Source organism: Streptomyces sp. NPDC003247, from assembly GCF_042888135.1.
In the GTDB taxonomy this organism is placed as follows: Bacteria; Actinomycetota; Actinomycetes; order Streptomycetales; family Streptomycetaceae; genus Streptomyces.
The window spans coordinates 291,172-314,296 of sequence record NZ_JBIAPF010000006.1 but is presented as its reverse complement, the minus strand read 5'-3'; the positions used below and the strand labels follow the sequence as shown (position 1 = coordinate 314,296).

Annotated in this window: 18 protein-coding genes; 13 read left to right on the top strand and 5 right to left on the bottom strand. The window is 76.2% G+C overall.

All coding sequences use genetic code 11. The features are described 5' to 3' along the window. Genes ACFYWQ_RS22315 through ACFYWQ_RS22295 form a run of 5 tightly spaced genes read left to right on the top strand, consistent with a single transcriptional unit; the run spans position 1 to position 6,017 of the window. Positions 1 to 1,029: a WxL protein peptidoglycan domain-containing protein gene (locus ACFYWQ_RS22315; protein ID WP_389518608.1), complete on the top strand. Its 1,029-nt coding sequence runs from the start codon at positions 1 to 3 to the stop codon at positions 1,027 to 1,029. Beyond that, positions 1,026 to 2,228, top strand: a complete 1,203-nt coding sequence (locus tag ACFYWQ_RS22310; RefSeq protein ID WP_389518607.1) for a hypothetical protein — start codon at positions 1,026 to 1,028, stop codon at positions 2,226 to 2,228. The genes ACFYWQ_RS22315 and ACFYWQ_RS22310 overlap by 4 nt, the downstream gene beginning before the upstream one ends. Then, the gene (locus ACFYWQ_RS22305; RefSeq protein WP_389518606.1) at positions 2,225 to 4,615 is read left to right on the top strand and encodes a hypothetical protein; all 2,391 of its coding nucleotides are present in this window, start codon (positions 2,225 to 2,227) and stop codon (positions 4,613 to 4,615) included. Before ACFYWQ_RS22310 ends, ACFYWQ_RS22305 begins: the two co-directional genes overlap by 4 nt. Beyond that, a complete protein-coding gene (locus ACFYWQ_RS22300) occupies positions 4,612 to 5,304 on the top strand; it encodes a neocarzinostatin apoprotein domain-containing protein (protein ID WP_389518605.1) in 693 nt (230 codons plus the stop codon). Before ACFYWQ_RS22305 ends, ACFYWQ_RS22300 begins: the two co-directional genes overlap by 4 nt. Continuing rightward, on the top strand, positions 5,304 to 6,017 hold the full coding sequence (locus ACFYWQ_RS22295; RefSeq protein WP_389518604.1) for a neocarzinostatin apoprotein domain-containing protein: 714 nt from the start codon (positions 5,304 to 5,306) through the stop codon (positions 6,015 to 6,017). The genes ACFYWQ_RS22300 and ACFYWQ_RS22295 overlap by 1 nt, the downstream gene beginning before the upstream one ends. A gap of 119 nt (positions 6,018 to 6,136) precedes the next feature. Here ACFYWQ_RS22295 and ACFYWQ_RS22290 read toward each other — a convergent pair whose 3' ends face one another. Both ACFYWQ_RS22290 and ACFYWQ_RS22285 read right to left on the bottom strand, forming a co-directional pair. Beyond that, on the bottom strand, positions 6,137 to 6,790 hold the full coding sequence (locus tag ACFYWQ_RS22290) for an isochorismatase family protein (protein WP_389518603.1): 654 nt from the start codon (positions 6,788 to 6,790) through the stop codon (positions 6,137 to 6,139). 1 nt (position 6,791) lies between these two features. Next, the gene (locus ACFYWQ_RS22285; protein ID WP_389518602.1) at positions 6,792 to 7,985 is read right to left on the bottom strand and encodes a CaiB/BaiF CoA transferase family protein; all 1,194 of its coding nucleotides are present in this window, start codon (positions 7,983 to 7,985) and stop codon (positions 6,792 to 6,794) included. A 64-nt stretch (positions 7,986 to 8,049) separates the two neighbouring features. Here ACFYWQ_RS22285 and ACFYWQ_RS22280 point away from each other — a divergent pair, with 64 nt between their 5' ends. Beyond that, positions 8,050 to 9,159, top strand: a complete 1,110-nt coding sequence (locus tag ACFYWQ_RS22280) for a hydroxymethylglutaryl-CoA lyase (protein WP_389518601.1) — start codon at positions 8,050 to 8,052, stop codon at positions 9,157 to 9,159. A gap of 9 nt (positions 9,160 to 9,168) precedes the next feature. Beyond that, the gene (locus tag ACFYWQ_RS22275) at positions 9,169 to 9,861 is read left to right on the top strand and encodes a hypothetical protein (RefSeq protein ID WP_389518600.1); all 693 of its coding nucleotides are present in this window, start codon (positions 9,169 to 9,171) and stop codon (positions 9,859 to 9,861) included. Positions 9,862 to 10,051: 190 nt separating this feature from the next. Here ACFYWQ_RS22275 and ACFYWQ_RS22270 read toward each other — a convergent pair whose 3' ends face one another. Continuing rightward, the gene (locus ACFYWQ_RS22270; RefSeq protein ID WP_389518599.1) at positions 10,052 to 10,837 is read right to left on the bottom strand and encodes an IclR family transcriptional regulator; all 786 of its coding nucleotides are present in this window, start codon (positions 10,835 to 10,837) and stop codon (positions 10,052 to 10,054) included. A 266-nt stretch (positions 10,838 to 11,103) separates the two neighbouring features. Between ACFYWQ_RS22270 and ACFYWQ_RS22265 the strand changes: the two genes are divergently transcribed. From ACFYWQ_RS22265 to ACFYWQ_RS22250, 4 genes are all read left to right on the top strand, one after another. Next, the gene (locus ACFYWQ_RS22265) at positions 11,104 to 12,561 is read left to right on the top strand and encodes a flavin reductase (protein WP_389518598.1); all 1,458 of its coding nucleotides are present in this window, start codon (positions 11,104 to 11,106) and stop codon (positions 12,559 to 12,561) included. A 180-nt stretch (positions 12,562 to 12,741) separates the two neighbouring features. Beyond that, entirely contained in the window at positions 12,742 to 14,025 is a 1,284-nt protein-coding gene (locus tag ACFYWQ_RS22260) for an acyl-CoA dehydrogenase family protein (protein ID WP_389518597.1), read from the top strand. Beyond that, complete coding sequence (locus ACFYWQ_RS22255; protein WP_389518596.1) at positions 14,022 to 15,746, top strand: aldehyde dehydrogenase family protein; 1,725 nt, start codon at positions 14,022 to 14,024, stop codon at positions 15,744 to 15,746. The genes ACFYWQ_RS22260 and ACFYWQ_RS22255 overlap by 4 nt, the downstream gene beginning before the upstream one ends. After that, positions 15,743 to 18,478, top strand: a complete 2,736-nt coding sequence (locus ACFYWQ_RS22250; protein WP_389518595.1) for an aldehyde dehydrogenase family protein — start codon at positions 15,743 to 15,745, stop codon at positions 18,476 to 18,478. Before ACFYWQ_RS22255 ends, ACFYWQ_RS22250 begins: the two co-directional genes overlap by 4 nt. 155 nt (positions 18,479 to 18,633) lie before the next feature. On the opposite strand, the gene ACFYWQ_RS22245 is transcribed toward ACFYWQ_RS22250, so the two are convergent. Further along, positions 18,634 to 19,554 carry an alpha/beta hydrolase family protein gene (locus ACFYWQ_RS22245; RefSeq protein ID WP_389518594.1) on the bottom strand — a complete coding sequence of 307 codons (921 nt, stop codon included), beginning with the start codon at positions 19,552 to 19,554 and terminating at the stop codon, positions 18,634 to 18,636. 269 nt (positions 19,555 to 19,823) lie between these two features. Between ACFYWQ_RS22245 and ACFYWQ_RS22240 the strand changes: the two genes are divergently transcribed. Continuing rightward, positions 19,824 to 20,813 (top strand): hypothetical protein, encoded by a 990-nt coding sequence (locus ACFYWQ_RS22240; RefSeq protein WP_389518593.1) that lies wholly within the window; start codon positions 19,824 to 19,826, stop codon positions 20,811 to 20,813. 56 nt (positions 20,814 to 20,869) lie between these two features. Here the strand turns inward: ACFYWQ_RS22240 and ACFYWQ_RS22235 are convergent, their stop codons facing one another. Next, positions 20,870 to 21,163: a Dabb family protein gene (locus tag ACFYWQ_RS22235; protein ID WP_385065644.1), complete on the bottom strand. Its 294-nt coding sequence runs from the start codon at positions 21,161 to 21,163 to the stop codon at positions 20,870 to 20,872. Positions 21,164 to 21,277: 114 nt separating this feature from the next. Between ACFYWQ_RS22235 and ACFYWQ_RS22230 the strand changes: the two genes are divergently transcribed. Further along, the gene (locus ACFYWQ_RS22230; protein WP_389518592.1) at positions 21,278 to 23,110 is read left to right on the top strand and encodes a nitrilase-related carbon-nitrogen hydrolase; all 1,833 of its coding nucleotides are present in this window, start codon (positions 21,278 to 21,280) and stop codon (positions 23,108 to 23,110) included. The last annotated feature ends 15 nt before the right edge of the window (positions 23,111 to 23,125 follow it).

The window sequence follows — 23,125 nt, the reverse complement described above, 5'->3', positions numbered from 1 at the left end:
ATGCGCCCACCACCCCGAAACCGCCTCCGCACCCGCCACGGCACCGCCACCACGTTCGCCGCGCTCGCCGTGCTCACCGTCCTGGCCGCCTGGCTGCCGGTGCCCAGGGCGGCGGCGGAGGACGGCTCCGGCGGGTCCTCCCAGGCCTGGTCGGTGCAGCCCACCGACCGGAGCACCGGCGCCGCCGCGAAGCGCCTGACCTTCCAACTGGACGCCCGTCCCGGCTCGGTGATCCACGACTCGGTGCGCGTCAGCAACCTGTCGACCGAGCCCCGCTCCTTCCAGGTGTACGCGGCCGACGCCTACACCACCCCGCGCGACGGCGGCCTCGGCTACCGGCAGGCGGGCGAGGCGCAGCACGACGTCGGCGCCTGGGTGAAGATGAGCACCAACGCCCTGATCCTGCCCGAACGCCGGGCGGCCGACATCCCGTTCACGGTGACCGTCCCGGAGGACGCCACCCCCGGCACCCACACCGGCGGTGTCGTCGCGCTCGACAACACCCTGCACGACGGGGGCACCACCGACTCCGGCGTGGAGGTGAGCATCCAGCGGGCCATCGCCGTACGGCTCGAACTCACCGTCGCCGGACCGCTCACCCCGGGCCTGGCCGTCCGCGGGGTCGGTCTCGTCCACACACCCGACGGCGCCCCCTTCGCCGCCGGCCGGGCCACCGTCCGCTACACCGTCACCAACACCGGCAACACACCCGTCCAGGGCGAGGCCGTCATCACCGTCACCGGACTGTTCGGACGCGAGATCGTCACCCGGACCCGCTCGCTGCCGCCGGTCCTGCCCGGCCAGCACACCGAACTCGCCCTCGCCCTCGGCCGCGCCCCGCCGCTGGACCTGCTGACCGCGACGGTGACGGTCTCGGCCGCCGGCGTCCCCGCCACCACCGCCCGCACCCACCGGCTCGCCCTGTCCTGGCCCACCCTCGGGGTCGTGGCCGTGGTGGCGGCCCTCCTCGTCGCCGCGCTCTCCCAGGCCCGGCGCCGCCGCCGCACCCTCGCGCAGGAGCACCCATGACCCACCGCCGTGCCCGCGGCCCGGCCGCGGCCCGCCGCACCCTCGCCGTGAGCCTCGGCGTGCTCGGTGCCACGGCCCTGACCGCCGCACCGGCCCACGCCGCGGGTACGGCGAGCCCGCCCGCCCCCGCCGTCACCGCCGACGCGACCCACCTGGTCCCCGGACGGCCCGTCACCGTCACCGGCACCGGCTGGGCCGCGGGGGCCACCGTGCAGACCGAGGTGTGCGGGCTGCGGGCCGTGCACGGCAGCGCCGACTGCGACACCCTGCGCGGCGCGGTCGCCCTCGTGGCCGCCGACGGCACCTTCCGGCTCACCCTGGTCGTGGGCGCCCCGCCGGTCGACTGCCCGTGCGTGGTCCGCGCCACCACCGGCGGCGGGCCGGGGGCGCGGTCGGCCGCCACGGACGTCGAGGTGGCCGGCGTCCCCGAGACGACCGTCCCGGACCCGGACACCGCCACGCCCGACGTGCAGATCGTCGACACCGTCCTGACCGGCCGCCCCGGCCTCGCCGAACTCTTCGGCGGACGGCCCCGCCGCACCCTGGTCGTCACCGTCCGCAACACCGGGACGGCCACCCTCGGCCGCAGCCCGCTCGTCATCCGGTGGGGCACGGGCGGCACCGCGGACACCGACGTCGTCACCCCGCTCACCTCACCCCTGGAGCCCGGCGCACGCGCCACCTACCGCGTTTCCATCGCGCTGCCCATGGCGGCCTTCGGCCGCTACGCGGTGGGCGGGACGTACGCCGCGCAACCCTTCCTCGTCGCCACCGACCTCTACCCCTGGGGGCTCCTCGCCGCCGCCGGCGGCTCGGTGCTCCTCACCGTCTTCGCGACCGGCCTGGCGATCCGCCGCCGGCTCACCCGTCCGCCCGAGCCGGTCCCGCCGCCCCGGGCCGCCGTCCTGCCCGCCCCGGCGACTGTCGAGGTCACCGGCGACGGACTGCGCGCCGTGCTCGCCTCCCTCACCGTCGCCCCGGCCCACCCGGACGCGGGCGGCACACCAGCCGAACGGCTCGGCCTGGAGGGCCTGTTGCGCACGCTCTCCGGACGCCCCTCCCTCGTGGACACGGCACGACTCGACACCCTGGAGCGCCTGTTGGACCCGCGCCCCACCGATCCCGCCGATCCCGCCGTTCCCGTCGTTCCCATGGACGACGCGAGCGGCGCCGTCCCCGAGGCGGGTGAGGGCCGGTGACCCGGAACCCGCTCCTGCCCGCGCGCACCCGGGCACTCCCGTTCGCGCCCCTGCGCACGGCCGCGACCGGAGCCGCCACCGGGCTGGTGCCCGGCGCCCTCGTGCTCGGCGCCCAGCAACTGGGCGGGGTCGTCGGGATGCCCGGCGCCGCCGTCCGTTACGTCCTGCTCACCGCGCTCCTGCTGACCCTGGCCGCCCTGCCCGCCGTCCGCCGCCTCGCGGCGCCCCGCCACGGCCTGGGCAGTAGTGCCGCCAGGTGCGCCGTCGCCGGCTGCCTGGCGGTCGCGGCCGCCGGTGCGCTGCCGAGCGTCGCCGTCTTCTGCGCGACGGTGCCGACGGCGGCCCTCCTCGGCGCCGCCGCGCTCGGCGCGCGCCGGTCCGCCGTCCGGTATCCGGCGGTCCTGGCGGGACTGGCCGGGAGCGCCGCCCTCCTAGAGGCGCTGCCCGACCGGCCGGAGACCGCCCTGCTCCTCTCCGGGGCGACCGGCGCCCTGCTCCTGGCCCCGGACGCACTGACACGACGGACGTCGACCTCCCGGACCGCCGAGAACGGCAGTCCGGGCGGGATGGACGCGCCCGGCGGGACGGCGGCGGGATCGCCGCCGGACGATGGGCGGGCAACGGAGTCGGACGGCGGGCGGTCACCCGCATCGGACGGCGGGCCGTCACCGGCGTCGGAGACCACGTGGCCACCCGCGCCGGACGCCGGGCAGTCGCCCGGGCCGGACGGCGGGCGGTCACCGGCGCCGGACGCCGGGCCGTCACCGGCGTTGGAGACCACATGGTCGCCCGCGCCGGACGCCGGGCAGTCGCCCGCTCTGTACGCCGGGCCGTCACCGGCGTCGGAGACCACGAGGTCACCCGCGCCGGACGCCGGGCGCCCACCCGCGCCGGACGACAGACCACCCCTCACGCCACCACCCCTCACGCCACCACCCCTCACGCCACCACCCCTCACGCCACCACCCCTCACGCCACCACCCCTCACGCCACCACCCCTCACCCCACCGCCCCGACAGGCCCCGCCCCGGCCGCCGTGCCCCGGCGACGATCCGGGACCGGGCGGCGGAGCCCTCGGCCGGGGAAGCGAGCGCATCCCGCGGGCCGCGCTCGGGGCGGCCGCGGCCGTCGGTGTCCTCGCCGCCCTGGACCTGTACACGTTCCGCTTCACCCTGCTCGGCGCGGACCCGGCCGGTCACGTCGCCCCGGCCGCCGCGGCGGCGGCCGTCGCCGTCCTCGCCGCGCACCCGGTGCTGCGGCCGGCGGGCGCCGCCGCCCGCCGCGCCGCCGCCCTCACCCTCGCGGGCGCCGCCGCCGCCCTCCTCGCGCAGGCGGCCGCTCCCGAGGCGGCGCACCTGACCCTCGCCCTCGGCGCGCTGCTCACCTGCGTGGCCCTCACCGGACGGCTCCTCGACGCACAGACCCGCGACCGCCGCCCCGGAACGGGCACCCGCTGGACGATCGTCGGCGCGCTCGCGGGGATCGGCCTCCTCGCCGGTGCGGGGCGCCTGGTGGACGCGGGTGACGCGCTCGCCCTCTGCGCCCTGCCGCCCCTCGCCGGAACCCTCGCACTTGCCCGCACCGCCCGCACCGGGTCCGCGTCCACCGGGGCGGGGGAGCCCTTCCTGCGGCTCCACGACGTGACGGTCCGGCACCAGGGCCGGACGGTGATCCGGCGACTGCGGCTGACGGCGGCCGCGGGGGAGGTGCTGGTCCTGCGCGACGAGCGGTCCGGCCGGCGGGCGGCCGCCCTGCTGAAGGTGCTGGCCGGCCATACCCGCCCCGCCGCCGGCCGCTGCCGGCTGCACGGCCAGGACCTGCGGGCGGCCGGCGTCCGGACGCGCTGGCTGCTCGGCCTGTCGGCCGCGCTGGACCCCTCGGACGCCATCGGGGCTGGGCTGCTGCCCCAGCTGGCCTCGGACCGGACGGTCCGCGAGGCACTGCGGGCCGCCGCCGCGTCGTACGGCCCGGGCCGCGCCGCGGAACTGGAACACGGCGTCACGGCCGCGTTCCCCGCCCTGCGGGACCGGCTCGACGACCCTCCCCGCGACCTCGAACCGGCCGAACGCTGCGTACTGGGACTGGCCCAGGCCCTGCTCGCCCGTCCCCGCCTGCTGCTGCTCGACCTCACGTCCGCCCCGTCCGCCGCCCTCGCCGACGACCCTCACGTGGCCGTGCTGGTACGGCGGGTCGCGGCCCAGGGCACGGCGGTGCTGGTCGCCACCGCGGGCAGCGGAGCCGCACTCCTCGACCCCCGGGTGCTCGACCTCACCGAGCGCCGGCCCGCCCGCACCCGCGCCCGTACGAAGGGGGCCCGCCGCGTCCGCGCCCTCGGGGTCCCGGCCCCGGACGGCGCGGCGGACCTCCAGGAAGGGAGACCGGCATGACCACCCTCGCGCGCACCACGACGACGCCCCCGCCGCGCCCGCGGTTGCGGTTGCGGCGCGCCGCCCTGGCCCTGGCCGTCTGCGGACCGCTGCTCCTGCCGCTGTCCGCCCCCGCCGCGGCCGCCGACGGCGGGGCCACCGTCACGGTCTCCCGGACCACCGGACTCACCGAGGGCCAGCGGATCACCGTCACCGGCCAGGGGTTCACCCCCGGCCTCACCTCCGTCGCGGTGGGCCTGTGCGCGGAGCACTACCGCAGCAACGCCGACTGCGACCTGACCGGTGGCGCCGCGCTCGTCAACATCGACGCGCGCGGACGGCTGCCCGAGGTCACGCTCACCGTGCACGGCACGGTCGCCGGCACCGACTGCCGCACGAAGCAGTGCGTCGTCGGGGTCTCGCCGCTGCCCACCGGCACACCGGCGTCCCTGCGGCCCCCGAACACCGTCGACATCCGCATCGGACTGGCGGGCGGCACCGTGACCGGGGATCCGTCCGGCACCGGGCGGGCCACGACCGCGAGCGCCGCGCCCTCCGCCGCCGGATCCGGCGGGGAGGGGCTCTCGACGCCGCTGTGGTCGCTCGCGCTGGCCGCCGTCGTGCTCTGCGCGGCCGGCGCCGTCGTCGTCTCCCGTCCTCCACGGCACCCGGACCCCGCCCCGCTCTCCCACACCGGAGGTACTCCCTGATGCGTAGCGTGCTCCTCAGAACGACGGCGGTGGCCGGCGCCGGGACGACGGTGCTCGCCGGCGCCCTGCTCGCCGCCGGCCCCGCCGGGGCCGCCGGTGTCCTGACCGTCAGCAAGACCACCGGACTGGTGGTCGGCGACACCGTGACCGTCTCGGCGAAGGGACTGAGCGAGAACCAGTCCTTCGCGCCGCTCGGCCTGTGCAAGCCGGACCCGGCCGGCCCGACCGACTGCGACACCTCCGCCGACTCGGCGTACATCGGCAAGACCGACGCGGACGGCGTCTGGCACAGCTCCTCGACCGACGCCACCAGCGTCAAGGTGACCGTCAAGGCCCAGGCGGGCGGCGCGAGTTGCACGAGCGCCGCCGGAGCCTGCGTGATCGCCGTCTTCATCACGGCGACCAAGGAGATGGTGCAGGTCCCGCTCACCGTCTCGGCGAGCGGCGGCTCCTCCTCGGGCGGTTCCTCGGGCGGGTCGTCCTCGGGGGGATCCTCCTCGGGCGGCGGCTCCTCGTCGAGCACGGCGACCGGGTCCGCGGGCTCCTCCACGGCGGGTTCGGGCGGCTCGGGCGGATCGTCCACGGACGACGCGCTGGCCAGCACCGGTTTCGTGGACGGCGTCCCGGTCGGCCTGCTCGCCGCCGGCACCCTGGTGCTGTGCGGCAGCTCGGCGCTGCTGCTGACGCCGCGCCGCCGGGGCCGCCACGAGTGACGCCGGCCGGGTGCGAGGGCGGGCCGCGCCACCAGCGGCGGTCCGCCCCCCCCGCACCGCCGCGGGGCGCCTGCGGCGCTACGGCGGGTACCTGCGGCATCCGGCGGGTGCCTACGGCGCTACGGCGTCCGACGGGGTGCCGCCCCCGAGGACAGCCGCCCCAACGCCTCCTCCAGCGCGATCACGTCGGCGTACTTGGAGTCCAGGTCGAACAGGTTGGCCTCGTGCGGGCCCGGGTCCCGGTCGGCGACGGACTCCCGTACCACCTGGGGCCGGAAGCCGTACTGCAACGCGTCCAGGGCGCTCGCCCGCACACAGCCGCTGGTGGAGAAACCGCCGACGACGACGGTGTCCACGCCGTGCCCGGCCAGCCACCGGTCGAGGCCGGTGGCGAAGAAGGCGCTCGGGTAGTGCTTGCGCACCAGCAGATCGCCGTCCGCGGGCCGGCACACCTCGGTGAAGTCCGCGTACGGACTGCCCGCGCGGAAGGCGTCCAGACCGGGGACCTTGCGGTGGAAGTGCGGTGCGTCGGCGGCCGGGTCGCCCGCGTAGTGGACGGCGGTGAAGACCACCGGCGCCCCGGCCGCGCGGGCGGCGCGGGCGAGCGCGGCCATCGCGGCCAGCGCCGGCTCCGCCGTGCGCAGGTACAGGTGCGAGGCGGGGTCGGCGTACGCGCGCACCGCGTCGACGAGGAGGACCGCGGGGCGTTCGCCCCAGCCGACGCGGCGGCCGAAGCCGGCCCGCGCGTAGTCGTCGTCGAGCCGGCCGGCCACCTCAGATCACCCCGTCGGCGGCGAGCGCGGCGCGCCGCTCGGCGTCCAGGCCCAGCACACCGCCCCAGATCTCCTCGTTGTGGGCGCCGAGTTCGGGCCCCGCCCAGCGCACGGCGCCCGGAGTGGCGGACAGCCGCGGCACGACGTTCTGCATCGGGATCTCCCCGAAGTCGGGGTGCGCCACCCGGACGATGGCCTCACGCGCGGCGAAGTGCGGGTCCTGGAGCATGTCCGCGGCGGTGTAGGTGCGGCCCGCGGGGACGCCCGCCGCGTGCAGCGCGGCCAGCAGCGCGCCGGACTCCTGTCGCGCGGTCCACTTCGCGATCACCTCGTCCAGCTCGGCCTGGTGGGTGCCGCGCGCGCTGTGCGTGGCGTAGCGGGGATCGGCCGCCAGCGCCGGTTCGCCCATCACCTCGGTGAGCCGGGCGAAGACGGTGTCCTGGTTCGCGGCGATCAGCACGTCCGCGCCGTCGGCGGTCGGATACACGTTGCTGGGGGCGACGTTGGGCAGGACGGCCCCGGTGCGTTCACGCCGGTAGCCGCCGATCTCCCACTCCGGGATCAGCGACTCCATGTAGGCGAGGACCGCCTCGTACAGCGCGGAGTCGACGATCTGGCCGCGCCCGGTGCGCTGCCGCGCGTGCAGCGCCATCACGGTGCCGTAGGCGGCCATGGTGCCGGCCAGGGCGTCCCCGAGGGAGACGCCGGTGCGCGAGGGGGCGCGGTCGGGTTCGCCGGTGATGTGGCGGATGCCGCCCATCGCCTCGCCGATGGAGCCGAAGCCGGCCCGCGGCGCGTAGGGGCCGGTCTGCCCGTAGCCGGTGACGCGGACCAGGACGAGCCGCGGGTTGAGGGCGGACAGGGTGGCGTAGTCCAGCCCCCAGCGCTCCAGGGTGCCGGGGCGGAAGTTCTCCACCAGCACGTCGGCGGTGGCGGCCAGTTCGCGCGCCAGGCGCTGGCCCTCGGGATGGCGGAGGTTGCAGGTGACGGACTTCTTGTTGCGGGCGACCACCGGCCACCACAGGGAGGTGCCGTAGGGGCGTTCACGGCCCCACTGGCGCATCGGGTCCCCGCGGCCGGGGTCCTCCAGCTTGATGACCTCGGCGCCGTGGTCGCCGAGCAGCTGTCCGCAGAAGGGGCCGGCGAGCAGGGTGCCGGTCTCCAGCACACGGATGTCGCAGAGGGGTCCAGTCATGAGCCGAGTCTAGATTTAGGAAACGCTGTTCCGCCAGGGGAACCGTCGGGGCAGAATGGCGCGCATGGAGAGCGAATCCGCCGGGGCGGCGCCGTCCGCCGTCGGCATCGTCGAAGTCGCCCCGCGCGACGGCCTGCAGAACGAGACCGAGATCCTGGAGCCCGCCGAGCGCGCCGAACTGGTGGCCCGCGCCGTGGCGGCGGGCGCGCGGCGCGTGGAGGCGGTGGCCTTCGTCCATCCCGGCCGCGTCCCGCAGATGGCCGGCGCCGAGGAGGTGATGGCGCTGGTGCCCCGCGTCGAGGGCGTGCGGTACTCCGGCCTGGTGCTCAACCGGCGGGGCCTGGAACGCGCGGTGGACGGCGGCGTCGACGAGGTCAACTGCGTGGTCGTCGCCACTGACACCTTCTGCCGCCGCAACCAGGGGCTGGGCACCGAGGAGGCGCTCACCGTCTGGGAGGACGTCGCGGCCCGCGCGCACGCCGCCGGCGTCGCCCCGTCCGTCACCGTCGCCGCCGCCTTCGGCTGCCCCTTCGAGGGCGAGGTCCCTGAGCCGCGGGTGGTCGGCCTGGCGCGGCGGGCCGCGCGCACGGGGGCGGCGGAGATCGTGCTGGCCGACACCATCGGCGTCGCCGCCCCGGACGCCGTGACCCGTCTGCTGCACGCGGTCGCCGAGGCCGCCCCCGGCGTCCCGCTGCGCTGCCACTTCCACAACACCCGCAACACGGGCTACGCCAACGCGGTCGCCGCGCTGCACGCGGGGGCGACCTGGCTGGACGCCTCGCTCGGCGGCATCGGGGGCTGCCCGTTCGCCCCCGCCGCCACCGGCAACATCGCCACCGAGGACCTCGTCTACCTGATGGAACGGATGGGCGTGCGCACCGGCATCGAGCTGGAGGCCGCCCTCGGCGTCGCCGGCCGGCTGGGGGAGCGCCTGGGGAAGCCGGTCCCGGCCCTCCTCGGCCGCGCGGGCACCTTCCCGCCGTCCCTCCGGTCCCCGTCGTCCCCGCGGGCCGCACCCTCCCCCCAGCCCCCGCAGTCGCCGCTGTCCTCACCGCCCTCAATGTGTCCATCGTCCTCGCCGTCTCCGCCGTCCGGATCGGGTGGTCCGTCCGCCGCGGACGCGGCGCCGGCGGCGCGCTCCGGCGGCTCCGGCCGCTCCGGACGCGTGGGCTGAGGGGGCGTCATGGGAGCTCACGCACACGGCTGGTGGATCCTGCTGCACCTGGTGCTGTTCGTCTTCTGGCTCGGCGGCGACCTCGGTGTCTACGTCTCCAGCCGCTTCGTCCTCGCCCCCGACCTGTCCTTCGAGGCGCGGGCGACGGCCCTGCGCATCATGGGCGTGCTCGACCTCGGCCCCAAGATCTGCCTGGTGCTGTTCCTGCCCAGCGGGGTGACGCTGATGGCCCTGGAACCGCACGGCGCCCCGCTGCTCGGCGGCTGGACGGCGGCGGCCGCCTGGGCCGGCGCGGGATGCTGGCTCTGGCTGACGGTCCGTGACCACCGCAGTCCCGGCCGGCACCCCCTCGTCCGCCGCGCCGACTGGGCCGTACGCGTCGCGCTCACCACCGCCCTGCTCGCGGTCGGCGGGTACACGCTGCTGGCGGACGAACCCTTCGGGGTCACGACCCGCCCGCACTGGCTCGGCGCCAAGGTGATGCTCTACGCGACGGCCATCGCCTGTGGACTGGGCATCAGGCTGACCCTGCGTCCCTTCGGCGCGGCGTTCGCCGCCCTGGCCCGCGACGGCTCCACACCGCAGACCGAGAGGGCGCTGCGCCGCGCGGTCGACGGCTGCGTCCCGTACGTCGCCGGGATCTGGCTGAGCGTGCTGGCGGCGGCCGCGCTGGGCGTGCTCAAACCCGGTGCGGCGCTGTGATCCCGTGGGGTGCTGTGATCCCGTGGGGTGCTGTGATCCCGTGGGGTGCTGTGATCCTGTGGGGTGCTGTGATCCTGTGGGGTGCTGTGATCCCGTGCGGTGCTGTGATCCCGTGCGGGGCGCCCTCGCGAAGGGCGCCCCGGGGGTCACATGAAACGGTCATGCGGCGGGCGCCCCGGACCCGGTGTGCTCACGTGGTGCCGGGCCGGTGCCCGAACTCCGCCGACAGCCGCTCCACCGCCGACAGCAGCAGCGGGACGCACTCGGCCATGCGCGGCTTGAAGCGGCTCAGCGGTCCGGCCACGCTGAGCGCGGCCACCACATGGCCGTCGTGGCCCAGCACCGGCGCGGCGACCGAGGCCGAACCGGCCTCGCGCTCGCCGACGGACGTGGCGTATCCGCGCCTGCGGATCGTCGCGAGCTCCTTGCGCAGCTTGACGGCGTCGGTGATGGTGCGCTCGGTGAGCGGCTCCAGTTCGTGCCGGCCGAGATACTCGTCGATCTCGGGCTCCGGCATGAACGCGAGCACCGCCTTGGAGGAACTGCCGGCGTGCAGCGGGAACGGGATGCCGAGGGCCACCTCGATGCGCAGCTCCTGCTCCGGCACGACTTGGTCGACGTAGAGCCGCGTGTCGCCGCGCCGGATGGACAGGGTGGCCGTCTCGCCGCACTGGGCGGCCAGCCGCCGCAGTTCGGGCGCGGCCATGATGCGCAGGTCGGTGCGGGCCAGGTAGGCGCGGCCCAGCGAGATCGCGGCCGGGCCGAGGGCGTAGCGCCGGGTCACGGGGTCGGCGATGATCAGGTCCCGGTTGCGCAGGGCGGTCAGGATGCGGTGCACCACCGCCTTGGTGATGTCGAGTTCCTGGGCGATCTCCGTGACACCGAGGTCCGGACGGCCGCTGCGGCCGAAAAGCAGGAGTACGTCCATGGCCCGCTCGACGGCGGCGATCGACCTGCTGCTGTTCTCCTCGCTCACGCGGTTCCTTCTGCGGTGCGGGGCCGTGGGGGCCGGTCGGGGCGGCTCCGCCGACCGAGGCCCAGCATAGGGGCAGGATTTCCCCAAGGGAAACGCGATCGTCCCGTCGTCACCGTTCGGCATTGACACCGGGAGAAGCCCGTCGTTACGCTCATCGTGACATCGTTCCGCTAGAGGAAACATGCGGGACGGGGGTCGCGGGCGACCGACCCGCCGGGGGAGCACTCCGGCCGCACCCGTCCCGTCCACCACCGCCGGGAGGCCTGATGCGAGCCGCCGTCGACGAGTCAACGTTCCGGCAGACGCTGTCGCGTTGGCCCAGTGGCGTCGCCATCGTCACCACCGACGGCGCGTTGGGCCGGCACGGCATGACCGCCAGTTCCTTCTGCAGTCTCAGCCTCGACCCGCCCCTCGTCCTGGTCTGCACGGACCGGCGCATCCGCTCCCACCGCCTGATCCAGGAGCACGGGGTCTTCGCGGTGAGCGTGCTGGGCCGCGACCACATCGGCCTCGGCCGGCGGTTCGCCGGGCTGGAGCCGGGTGTCGAGGACCGCTTCGCGGGCGGTGACTGGCGGCCGCGGGTCACCGGCAGTCCCGTGCTCGCGGACGCCGCGGCCTGGATCGACTGCCGCGTCCGGCACGCCTATCCGGGCGGCGACCACACCATCTTCGTCGGCGAGGTCGTCGACGCCTGCGTGCCCCGCCTGGTTCCGCCCCTGCTGTTCCACTCCCGCTCCTGGGGCCAGGTCGCCGACCCGCTGCCCGACCGCGTCACCGTCGCCGACACCGGCACCGCCCGACGGCTCGCCCTCGTCGGAGCGTCCCGCCGCGCCTCGGCCCGGCTGCTGGAGGACCTCGGGGAGGCCGGCGTGCGGGTGCGGCTGTCCGTCCCCGGGCCGGTCGCGACCCGGACGCCCCCGGCCCGGACGCCCCCGGCCCAGACATCTCCAAGACGGACGTCCCCGGGGCGGCTGCCGCCGTGTTCGGTCCTGGTCGCCGGTCCGGCCGAGGCCGCGGCGGCGGTCGCGGTGGCGGCGGGGCCGGTGACGGTGGAGTTCACGGTCGCCGACCGTCCTACGGGCCCTGGCGTCACGAGCACCGACCGTCCCACGGCCCCCGGCGTCACGGTCGCCGAGCGTGCCACGGGCCCCGGCTCCACGACCGCCGACCGTCCCACGGCCCCCCGCGTCACGAGCGCCGCCCCGGCGGCCGACGGTGTCGCCCTCGCCGACCTGCCCGACCTGGTGTCCGCGGTCGCCGGCGTAAGCACGGTCGTCGGCCGTGTTCCCCGCGCCCTCGACCCGGCGCGCACGGCGGCGGTGCTCGACCTGGTCGCCGCGCTGCGCGACGCGGGGTGCGACGAGATCGCGCTGGAGGAGGCGGCGCCCGACGCCGGGGACGCGGCACCGGCGCCGAGCTCGCCCCTGCACCTGCGGACGCTGCTCCAGGACGCCGTCCAGGTCGCCGGTCCCGTCCCGTTGCGGCTGTGCCTGCGCGACGACCACGGCCTCGGCCTGGTCAACGCGCTCACCGCGATGAAGAGCGGCATCCGCCACTTCGACACGGCCCTCGGCGGCTGTGACGGCACCCTGGACACCGAACGCCTCCTGCTGCTGTGCTCCCGCATGGGCGTGGACACGGCCGTCGAGTCCGCGGCGCTCGCCCGCTGCCGCGACGAACTGGCCCGCCTCGTGCGCGGCGGACGCCCTCGCCGGCCGGCGTGAGCCCCGCGCCCGTCCGCGCTCGTCCGCGCTCGTCCGCCAGGCCCCGTTTCCCCGCCCCGCCCCCGCTCCCTCCCCGACCGAAGCCGAACCCCGCGTCCCCTCCTCGCGGGAGGCCGCCGGGCCGGCCGGTCGTCCGCACCCGCCAACCCCCTCCCGCCGTCCGCACCAAGGAGTCGACGCATGACCGCACAGCGCCTGACCGGCGAGCGTCTCATCGATGGCATGACCCCGGCCGAGCTGGACCGTGCCCGACGTGTCGAGTCCGTCCTGCCGGCCCTGCGCGAGGCCGCCGCCCGGGCCGACGCCGCCGGGGAGTTCCCCCGCGGCCACGTGGCCCTGCTGCGCGAGAACGGACTGCTCGGCCTGGTCGTCCCCGAGGAGTACGGCGGACTCGGCGGCACCCTGCGCGACCTGGCGGCCGCCACCTACGCCATGGGCACCGCCTGCCCCTCCACCGCGCTCGCCTACTTCTTCCACAACACGAGTGCCTCCCGCGGGCTCCTCCCCCTGGAGGCCGTCCGCGCGGGCCTGTTCGACGACGCCGAGGTCCCCGAGGTCACGGCGTTCGCCGAGCGCGTGCTGAAGGTGATGGCGGGCGGCTCCTGGCTGGGCAACTTCGCCAGCGAGTCCGTCAAGAGCTCCGAGGCCAACATCGCCATCGCCACCACCGCCCGGCGCACCGCGCACGGCTGGCGGCTCTACGGGGAGAAGTCCTTCGGCTGCGCGACCGGGGTCGCCGACCTCTACCTCGTGACCGCCCGCCTGGACGGCGTCGACGGCGCTGACGGACTCGCCCTGTTCCTCGTGGAGCGCGAGGCGCCCGGCGTCTCCTCCCGCGCACCGTGGAACGGCATCGGCATGCGGGGCAGCGCCAACCACGGCATCCGGCTGGACGGGGTGACCGTGCCGGACGACGACGCGCTGACCCTGCCGGGCGCCTTCACCCGCATGCTCCGGATGAGCCGCGGCAGCTTCGTCGGCAACCAGCTCGCCATCGCCGCCGTGTACACCGGCGCCGCCCAGGCCGTCTACGACCACACCCTGGACCGGCTCACCACCCAGTCCTTCGCCGACACCGGGCGGCCCATCGCCACCAGCCCCATGCACCAGGTCCTCATCGGCGACATGACCCAGCGCCTGGAGACCGCCTACCTGTGGCTGCGCCGCCAGCTGGAGCTGGAGACCTCCGAACCCCCGCTGCGGCCCAAACCCGACGTCTTCCGGCAGTGGCGGCTGGGCAAGGGGTCCGTCACCGAGGCCTGCTTCGACGTGGCGCTCGGTGCGCTCAAGGCCTGCGGCACCTCCGGTGCCACCCTCGACGGGATCATCGGGCGCACCCTGCGCGACCTGGCCATGGGACTGGTGATGACCTTCCCCGCAGAACGCGGACGTCTCGAAGCGGCCAAGATGGTCTCCGACGACCGGGCCAACGCCCTCTTCGCCACCGTGGAGCGCGGCCGATGAGCGACTCCTCGCCGGCCCCGGGCCCTTCCGTCCCGGGCCCTTCCGTCCCGGGCCCTTCCGTCCCGGGCCCTTCCGTCCCGGGCCCTTCCATTCTGGGCCCTTCCGTCCCGGGCTCTCCCACCCCTGGCCCTTCCACCCCTGGCCCTTCCACCCCTGGCCCTTCCACCCCTGGCCCTTCCACCCCTGGCCCTTCCACCCCTGGCCCTCCCACCCCTGGCCCGTTCATCCCGTTCACGCCCGCCCCGCTGGCCGACCTGGTCGACGGCCTCGGCGCACCCTGCCCGTCCATCCCGGGCCCGCCCCGCGAGATCCCCGTCACCGGCGAGGAACTGGACGCCCTGCGCGGCAGCACCGACGCCCGTCTGGAGGCCGCCCTCGACGCCGCCGACCGCGTCCACCGCGGCGGCGACTGGGCGGGCCGCCCCGACGCCGAACGCGCCGACCTGCTCGACGCGGCGGCCGCCGCCGTCGACCGGCGCGCGCACGACATCACCCGCGCCGAGGCCTTCGGCAGCGGCGTGCCCGTCGCGCAGACCGGCCTCCTGGGCGTGATCCTCGGCGGCGCGTTCCGGCTCGCCGCGGCACGGCTGCGGGCGTCCGTGCTGCACGCCGACGCCGTCCGGCCCGACGGCCGCCGCGTCACCGTCCGGCGCGAGGCACTGGGGCCCGCCCTGTGCGTGGTGCCCTACAACGCCCCCGCCCCGATGGCCGCCCACAAGGCGGCCTCCGCCCTGGCCGCGGGCTGTCCCGTGCTGGTCAAGGCACCCGAACTCAACCCGTACGGCACCCAGCTGCTCGTCGAGACCGCCGCGGCGGCGCTCGCCGAGGCGGGCGCGCCCCCGGCCGTGCTGCAACTCCTGCACGGCGACGGCGCGACCGGCGCCCGCCTGGTCGCCGACGACCGGGTGCGGGCGGTCTCCTTCACCGGCGGCACCCCGGCCGGCCGCGAGGTCGCCGCCGCCTGCGGCCACGCCCTCAAACCGGCCCAGCTCGAACTCGGCGGCAACAACGCCCTGGTGGTCATGGCGGACGCGGACACCGACACCGCCGCGCGGATCGCGGTGGACCTGCTCACCACCCTCAACGGCCAGTGGTGCCGCGCCCTCGGACGGCTCGTCGTGCCGGCCGGACGCACGGGCGAACTCCTCGAAGCCATCGGCGCGTCGCTGTCCGCGCTGCGCACGGGGGACCCCCTGGACCCCGCGACCGGCTACGGACCGCTCGCCCACTCCCGCCACCGCGGCGCCGCTCTGGCCGCGACGCGGACACTGACCGGACTCGGGGCGAAGGAGCACTCCCGCACCCCGCTGCCCGAGCGCGGCAACTGGCTGGCCCCGACCCTGATCACCGGCGCGCCCGAGGAGCGGGCCCGCGCCGAGATCTTCGGCCCGGTCGCCACCGTGCACCCCTACGAGCACCTCGACGAGGCCGTGCACCTGGCCAACGCCACCGGATACGGCCTGGAGGCCTACGTGACGGGCACGGACGAGGACGCAGCGCTGGCCGTCGCCGCCCGTGTCCGGGCCGGCGAGGTCAAGGTCAACGGCTCCTCCGTGCTCAGCCTCCACCAGGACACCCCGCGCCCCGCGTGGGGAGCGTCCGGCCTGGTGGACGAGGGCACCGACGAGACCCTGCTGCACTTCACCGGCACCCGCGTCACCGGCGTGGAGAACGGATTCGCCCTGCACCTCCCGGCCCCGGCCGAGGGGGACACCCCGTGACCGCCGACACCGGCCCCGCGCCCGAGCCCGGGGCGTCCGTCCTGGTGGCCGGCGCCGGACCCGTCGGACTCACCGCCGCGCTGGTGCTGGCCCGCGCGGGCGTCGCCGTCACCGTCCTGGAGGCGGGGACCTCCCTCGCCGCGGAGTCACGCGCGTCGACCTTCCACCCGCCGACCCTGGAGATGCTCGCCGAACTCGGCGTCGTGGACGGCCTGCTCGCCCGCGGCCTGGTCGCCCGCACCTTCCAGTACCGCGACCGGCACTCCGGCCCGGTCGCCGAACTCGACCTGGCACTGCTGCGGGCCGACACCCCGTACCCGTACCGCGTGCAGTGCGAGCAGAGCAAGCTGACCCCTCTGCTGCTGCGGGCGCTGACCGGGCTGCCGCACACCCGCGTCGCGTTCGGGGCGCGGGTGCGCGGGGTGCGCCAGGACGGCCACGGGGTCACCGCCGAACTGGCGGACGGCCGCACCGTGCGGGGCGGCCACCTGCTGGCCGCCGACGGCGCCCACTCCGCCGTACGCCAGGCTCTGGGCGTGGCCTTCGCGGGGATGACGTACCCCGAACGCTTCCTCGTCGCCTCCCTCGACGAGGACCTGACGGCCCACCTCCCCGACCTCGCGCCCATCGCCTACGTCCTCGACCCCGACGAGTGGCTCGTCCTGCTGCGCACCCCCGACCACTGGAGGGTGCTGCTGCCCACCGCCGAGGGCGTCCCGGACGACGTCGAACTCGCCCGTCTGCCGGACCGGCTGGCCCGCCTGCGCACCGACGCCGGCGCCGGCGCGAGCGCCCCGTGGCGGGTCGCGCACGCGAGCCTGTACCGGGTGCACCAGCGGGTGGCGGCCGCCTTCCGGTACGGCCGGGTGCTGTTGTGCGGCGACGCCGCCCACGTCAACAACCCGCTCGGCGGCATGGGCATGAACAGCGGCATCCACGACGCCGTCCTGCTCGGTACCGCCCTGGCCGCCGTCGTCCACGGCGAACCGGGGGCCGAGGCCGCCCTGGACCGGGCCGCCGCCGACCGGCGCGCCTGCGCCCTCACCTACGTCGGGGCGCAGGCCCACCGCAACTGGGAGCGGCTGCGCGCCCGCGACCCGCGCCTGCGCGCCGAGGTCGTCGCCGACCTGCGCGCGACGGCCGCCGATCCCGCACGGGCGCGCCGCGCCCTGCTGCGCAGCTCGATGATCGCCTCGCTGCGGCCCGTCTCCCGACCGGCCGACCGGCCGACCCGAGGAGAGACCGTGGCCGACCCGGACCTGGACCCGGTACAGCATGACGACCGAGAGCTGATACGGCGTCACAACCCGGCCCGTTCGACCGACCTCGTCGGCACGGTGCCGGTCGCCGGTCCGGACGAGGTCGGGCGTGCGGTGACGGCGGCGGGCGCGGCCGCCCGGGCGTGGGCCGCCGAGCCCGTGGAACGGCGCGCGTCCGCCCTGCGCCACGCCGCGCGGGTCCTGGAGGAGCGGGCGCCGGCCGCCGCCGTCCTGCTGGCCCGGGAGTCGGGCAAGCCGCTCGCCGACTGCGAGGGCGAGATCGCGTTCTCCGCGGTGGTGCTGCGCTGGTACGCCGACGCGGCCGCGCCGCTGCTCGCCGACCGGCACACCGACGACGCGCGGGGGCGGCTCACCGTGCGCAGGCGTCCGTACGGCCCGGTGGCCGCGCTCACCCCGTGGAACGCGCCGGTGATCCTCACCGTCCTCAAACTCGCCCCCGCCCTGGTCGCCGGGAACGCGCTGCTGGTCAAGCCCTCCCCGCTCGCCCCGCTCGCCGTCGACGCCCTGCTGCGGGCCGTGGCGTCCTGCTTCCCGCCCGGCCTGCTGCACACCCTGCACGGCCACGAGGAGACGGCCGCCGCGCTGGTCGGACACCGGGGCGTGTACAAGGTCGCCTTCACCGGCGGGGAGCGGGCCGCCCGCGCCGTCGGCGCCCTCGCCGCGGCCGCACTGACCCCGACGACCATGGAACTGGGCGGCAACGACCCGGCGGTCCTGCTGGACGACGCCGATCTCGGCGACGAGGCCATGGACCGGCTGGTGACGGCCGCGCTGGCCACCGCCGGTCAGGTCTGCATGGCGGTGAAACGCCTCTACGTGCCGCGCTCGGCCCACGACCGCTGCGTGGCCGCGCTCACCGCGGCCGCCGACCGCGTCGTCCGCCTCGGCGATCCGCTGCGGCCCGGGGTGACCGTCGGCCCGGTGATCACGGCCGGGTCCGCCGAACGGCTCGCCGCGCTCACGGCGGACGCGGTGCGCCGCGGCGCCCGCGCGGTGCCGCTGGGCGAGGTGTGCCCGGACACCGACCTGGCGGCCGGTCACTTCGTCCGGCCGCTGCTGCTGACCGGAGTCGCCGAGGACGCGCCCGTCGTCCGCGAGGAGCAGTTCGGGCCGCTGCTGCCGGTACTGGCCTACGACGGTGAGGACGAGGTGGTGGCCCGGGCGAACGCCGGCGAGCTGGGCCTGGGCGCGTCGGTGTGGAGCGCCGACGAGGACCGCGCCTTCGCGCTCGCCCGCCGGCTGGACGCCGGATTCTGCTTCGTCAACACCCACAACCGCACCGGCATGTCCCTGCGGGCGCCCTTCGGCGGCGTCAAGCGCAGCGGGCACGGCCGCGAGTACGGCCCTGAGGGGCTGGAGGAGTACGTGCAGCCGTGCGTCGTGCACGCCCCGGCGGCCTTCCGCGCCGGGGGCGGCGGCATGGCGCCGGGCGCCTACCCGGTACCGGGCTGACCCCGCCCGGCACCGGAGGGACGGCGGTCCACGGCGCGCCGGTACCGGAAGGGCACCGTTCACCGGAAGCGGCGGCCCATGGCGCGCCGGTCACCGGAAGGGCCGGTCACCGGAAGGGCCGGTTCACGGCGCGCCGGTGAGCGGCGGGGAGCCGTTCAGGGCGCGCCGGTCACCGTCACGCCGGTGTCGGAGGCGTCGCCGGTGCGCCACACGTAGTCGGCCGCGGCGTCGTCCCCGAGCTGCGCCAGCAGGAAACGGCCCGCCCAGCGGGCGGCGACCTCGATGCTCGCGGCCTGGGTGAGCGTCTGGGCGGACGTCTCGGTCTCGGCGGGGGAGGGGTTCTGGACGTCGGTGATGCCGTAATGGTTGGCGCCGGCGACCCGCACGATCTGCTTCGGCGTGTTCAGCAGGTGCGCGTAGGTCTTCTCCGCGTCGGCGGGGGCGGCGATGCCGTCCGCCGCACCCTGCACCAGCTGTACCGGGATCCGGTTGTCCACGTCGGCGAAGATCAGGCCCAGCAGGCCGTTGTTGGTGCCGTAGAAGGACGCCGCCTTGACCTGGCCGGGCAGGCCGAAGCTCAGCGCGGGGCAGAAGACCAGGCTGCACGCGTCCTCGGCGGCCGACAGTCCGGCGGCACCGCCGAAGGAGTGCCCGAGCAGCGCCAGTGTGCCGCTGTCGATGCGTTTGTACAGCGGGGACGTGGCGTCGTACTTCTCGTCCTTCATCCAGGCGACCGTGTCGGTGACCTGGTCCACGGCGGCGTAGCGCTCGTACTCGAAGAGCATCAGCCGGTAGTGGTCGGGCACCACGACCACGAAGCCCTGGGCCGCGATCGCCGACGCGTAGTCGGCGTAGTGGGAGCGGCCGACCTTCGCGCCCTGGAGGAGCAGCGCGACGGGCAGGCCGGTGGCGGTGCCGGTCGGGTAGTACACGTCGGCGTCGTCGCCGTCGACGACGGTCCGGTAGGACGCGACGGCGGACGCGGCCGACGCGGGCGCGGCCGACGCGGGCACGGCGAACAGCGCGGCCAGCAGGGCCAGCAGGGGGATCAGCAGGTGCCCTCGGTGGTTTCTCACGGGCTCTCCGAACGAAGAGGGGGAGGGATGGGCGTTCCTTGGTGGGAAACAGAGTTCCACTCAGAGGGACGCTCTGCCAGGGGTCGGAGCCGGATGCCGCGAAACATTTGGGTTACCGCACGTCACAATCGGCGCACCGGGGTCACCGCCGAGTGCGCCGCGGGTGCAGGCTCTTGACAGCGGCGGGGGGACTTCGCTGTCATCTGCTTCACGTCAGTGCGGAACACTGTTTCCATAAAGGAAACGGCCGTCCTGGATCGGAGGCCCTCGTGCGCCTGCTCCCCCGCCTGAGAACGCTCGCCCCGGCCGCCGTCGCGGCGGCCCTGCTGGCCGTGGCCGCCCCGTCGCCCGCCCACGCGGCCGGATCCGTCACCGCGGTGTCGACCACCGTCGACGTCTCCTGCGCCGCGTTCACCTACCACCCGGACGCCGACTGGTACTTCCCGTCCGGCACGCCCAAGGGGCTGGTCTGGCTCCAGCACGGGTTCGCCCGCTCCGGGGCCCACCTCGGCGATCTCGCCGAGCACTACGCCGCCGCCGGCTACCTGGTGTTCGTCCCCACCCTGCCCAGCGCCGACCTCTTCGGATGCACGCTCCAGAACCTCGGCAACAACAAGCCGTTCCTGAACAACGTGGCCGGCTGGTTCGCCGACTCCACCGGTTCCACCGGGCAGTTGGCGAGCAGCTACGCGCGCGCCGCCGCACTCGCCGGCCGCGGCGGATCCGCGCTGCCCTCGTCCCTGCTGTTCTCCGGCCACTCCGCGGGCGGCGAGGCCGTCGCCTACGTGGCCCAGCGGCTCCACAGCGCCGCGCCCGCCGCCTTCGCCCGGCTCAAGGGGCTCGTGCTGCTCGACCCGGTCGCCTCGGCGATCGGCGACAACACCACGGCCTCGCTGACCGCCCTCGCGGCCACCCCGCTGCCGGTGCGCACGATCTCCTCACCGCCGTACCTCTGCAACAGCAGCGCCAGTGGCACCACCGCGCTGCGCGACGCCTACGCGGACTCGCCCTTCGTCGGCGTCGAGCTGACCACCGGCTCCCACGTGGACGCCGAGGGTGCCACCACCGACGCCGCCGGTTCGCTGGCCTGCGGTACCTCGCAGCCCCAGAACGTCACGGCGTTGCAGACGCTGGCCGTCGGCTGGGCCGCGGACGCCTTCGCCGGCACGACGACCGCGGCCTACTACCCGGGCGGCGCGTACTACCGGTCCCTGCTGGCGGCGGGCACCGTCACCACCCTGTCCGGCTCCGGGGGCTGACGAAGGCGGGGTGCCGCGATCCGTTCGCGCCACCCCGCCCGCTCCCGGCGACCGGATCAGCCGTCGCCCTCGTCGAGATGGTCGACCACGGCCCGGTCCGCCAGCCGGGGCCGCAGCCAGGAGGCGAGCGCGAGGTGGAGCGGGTGCCGCTGGTAGGCGCCGAGCGCGGCCGCGTCGTCGTGCCGCGTGATCATGCACAGGTGGTACGACACGGGCGATCCCACGACGTCCAGACCGAGGTCGACGGACCGGATCTCCGGTACCTGGGGGGCGAGTTCGGCCAGCCGCCGCCGGGCCTCCGGGGCGTCGGACGGATCGGTGAACCGCATCAGGACGACATGGGTGAGCACGGCTGATCCTCCGGTGTCGGATCGTGACGTCCCCTCTGTCGCGGGGGTGGCCGCGAGTGTATGTTGAGGAAACGCTGTTCCGCTAGGGGAACCAGGGGAACCACAGGAGGATCCATGGCCCTCGTCGCCGGCTCCGTACGGATGGCCGCGGCCCAGTTCGCCGTGGGGGAGGACCGCGCCGCCAACCTCGCCGCCGTGCTGCGCGCCGTCGACACCGCCGCCGACCGGGGCGCCGACCTCGTCGTCCTCCCCGAGTTCTGCAACCACCTCTCCTGGTACCGCGACCGCGCCCACGCGCTGGACGCCGCCTGCCGGCCCGGCGACCCGTTCCTGACCTCGGTCGCGGACGCGGCGGCCGGCCACCGTATGCACGTGAAGGCGCACGTCACCCTGGCGACCCCGGCCACCGGGCCGAACGGCCGCCCCGACGGCATGCGCATCACCGCGGCGAGCCTGCTGTTCGGGCCGGACGGCGCCCTGCTCGGCCGCGCCGACAAACAGACCCTGATGGGCAGCGAGAACGACCACCTCGACCCCGCGGACGAGACCGGCCCCGTCCTCGACACCCCCCTCGGCCGGCTCGGCCTCTACTCCTGCATGGAGGGCGTCATCAACGAGGTCTGCCGGGGCCTGGCGCTGCGCGGAGCCCAGGTCCTGCTCAACAGCCTCAACTCCTTCGCCCTCGACGAGGCCTCGCTGCACATCCCGGTCCGGGCCGCCGAGAACAAGGTGTGGGTGGTTGCCGCCAACAAGGTCGGCCCGCTGATCCCCGACGCCCACCTCGCCGCCGTCGCCTCCGGACTCGGCGTCCCGCCCGAGGCACTGCACGGGGCGGGCGGCAGCCAGATCGTCCGCCCCGACGGCAGCGTGGCCGCCGAGGCCCCCCGCACCGGCGAGGCGGTGGTGGTCGCCGACATCGAACCGGCCGCCGCCGACGACAAACGCCGTCCCGACGGCACCGACGTCTTCGCCGCCCGACGGCCCTGGCTCTACACGCCGATCGCGAGCGCGCCCCGCCCCGCGCCACCGTTCCCCGGCACCCGCGCCGGCACCGTGACCGCGGCGGTGCTGCGCCCGAGCGGCGACGGACCGGGCGCGCTCGGCGACGCCGTCGCCCTCACCTCCCGCGCGGCCGCGGCCGGCGCGCTGCTCCTGGTCCTGCCCGAGCTCTTCCTCTGCCCCGGCGGAACCGCGCCCGTCGGCAGCGCCCCCGACCCCGCCCTCGCGGCCACCGCCCTGCGACGGCTGGCCGACGCGCTCGCCGGCACCGACGCCCTGCTCGCCTGCACCCTGCCCGACGCCGGAGTCCACACCGGTCTCCTGCTCGGCGCCGACGGCCCGGTCCTGCGCGTGCCGCAACTCCACCCCAGCGCACGGCACTCCGGCTGGGCCGCCGACCGGCCCGCCCCGCCCGCCACCCACGACGCCCGCTGGGGCCGCGTCGCCCTGGTGGTCGGTGACGACGCCGTCCACCCGGAGACGTTCCGGCTCGCCGCGCTCGCGGGCGCCGACACCGTCGCCGTCTGCTACAGCGGCGCCGAACCCTGGGAACGCACCCTCGGCCTGCCCGAACGCGCCGCGGAGAACCGGATGAACGTGGTGGCCGCCGGCCACGGCGAGGGCGCCGTCCACGCCCTGCCCGCGGACTTCGGCCTCTGGCAGAGCCGCGAGGGCGGTTTCACCGGCCGGATCAGCCACCCCGCGACCACCCTCGCCGACGGCCCCCTCACCCTGGCCGCCGTCTTCCCCGCACAGGCCACCCGCCGCCTGGTCTCCCGCCGCACCGACCTCGTGGACGGCCGTCCCTGGCGCCTGTCCGGCGCCCTGACCGCCCCCGAACCCACGGCCCCACCCCCGAACCCACGGCCCCACCCCCGAACCCACGACCCACACCCCCGAACCCACGACCCACACCCCCTGATCACGCCCGCACCCCGCACGCCCTGATCGAACCCCCTCCCG

Bases quoted from the DNA above. Each gene is read 5' to 3' on its own strand.
- ACFYWQ_RS22315 (WP_389518608.1), top strand. From the start codon at position 1: ATGCGCCCACCACCCCGAAACCGCCTCCGCACCCGCCACGGCACCGCC.
- ACFYWQ_RS22310 (WP_389518607.1), top strand. From the start codon at position 1,026: ATGACCCACCGCCGTGCCCGCGGCCCGGCCGCGGCCCGCCGCACCCTC.
- ACFYWQ_RS22300 (WP_389518605.1), top strand. From the start codon at position 4,612: ATGACCACCCTCGCGCGCACCACGACGACGCCCCCGCCGCGCCCGCGG.
- ACFYWQ_RS22295 (WP_389518604.1), top strand. From the start codon at position 5,304: ATGCGTAGCGTGCTCCTCAGAACGACGGCGGTGGCCGGCGCCGGGACG.
- ACFYWQ_RS22285 (WP_389518602.1), bottom strand. From the start codon at position 7,985: ATGACTGGACCCCTCTGCGACATCCGTGTGCTGGAGACCGGCACCCTG.
- ACFYWQ_RS22280 (WP_389518601.1), top strand. From the start codon at position 8,050: ATGGAGAGCGAATCCGCCGGGGCGGCGCCGTCCGCCGTCGGCATCGTC.
- ACFYWQ_RS22275 (WP_389518600.1), top strand. From the start codon at position 9,169: ATGGGAGCTCACGCACACGGCTGGTGGATCCTGCTGCACCTGGTGCTG.
- ACFYWQ_RS22265 (WP_389518598.1), top strand. From the start codon at position 11,104: ATGCGAGCCGCCGTCGACGAGTCAACGTTCCGGCAGACGCTGTCGCGT.
- ACFYWQ_RS22260 (WP_389518597.1), top strand. From the start codon at position 12,742: ATGACCGCACAGCGCCTGACCGGCGAGCGTCTCATCGATGGCATGACC.
- ACFYWQ_RS22255 (WP_389518596.1), top strand. From the start codon at position 14,022: ATGAGCGACTCCTCGCCGGCCCCGGGCCCTTCCGTCCCGGGCCCTTCC.
- ACFYWQ_RS22230 (WP_389518592.1), top strand. From the start codon at position 21,278: ATGGCCCTCGTCGCCGGCTCCGTACGGATGGCCGCGGCCCAGTTCGCC.